The organism is Halorubrum sp. Atlit-26R, assembly GCF_003666015.1.
Taxonomy (GTDB): Archaea; Halobacteriota; Halobacteria; order Halobacteriales; family Haloferacaceae; genus Halorubrum.
In genome coordinates this window covers 1-513 of record NZ_QPLT01000393.1, presented here as the reverse complement: position 1 = coordinate 513, position 513 = coordinate 1, and the positions used below count along the sequence as shown (strand labels likewise).

The 513-nt window shown below is 63.0% G+C and carries 1 tRNA gene; it reads right to left on the bottom strand.

The annotated features are described in order from the left end of the window. Positions 1 to 118: 118 nt before the first annotated feature. Positions 119 to 193: transfer RNA gene (locus DVK07_RS21120), tRNA-Arg, on the bottom strand. Between the last annotated feature and the right edge of the window lie 320 nt (positions 194 to 513).

The following is a 513-nucleotide window of genomic DNA, read 5'->3' as shown; positions in this document are numbered from 1 at the left end:
TCCATACTCTCACCCGGAGCCGCAACAGGCGACTCCGATCGTGGCTGCCCACACGCTCTGTGAGCAACGAGTCTCGGGAGCAAAACGTCCCGAACCAGCCTCGCATCGCTCGGCTGGACGTTCCCGGCACGATTCGAACGTGCGACACCCGGCTTCGAAGGCCGGTGCTCTGTCCTAACTGAGTTACGGGAACACGAGTGGCCGGACAATTTCTGGAGCGAACGACGGGATTCGAACCCGTAGCGTGCCATCGACGTAGCGCTCCAGATCGACGGCCACTGGCGACACGGCGACCGGAACACTGTCGGAGCGGGACCGGTGTCGAGCGTCCTCTCGTACGCTCTTTGTCCGGGATGTTCTCGATGGACTGCGCCACCGACAGGATTTGAACCTGCGAGTACCTGGCGAAGCAACGCTCCGACTCGACGGTCGCCACGTGCGATCGGGCAACCGGTGGTGCGACGGGCTATGACTCCCGTTGGTGTGCTTTGCGGGCGAAGAAACGCACCACCT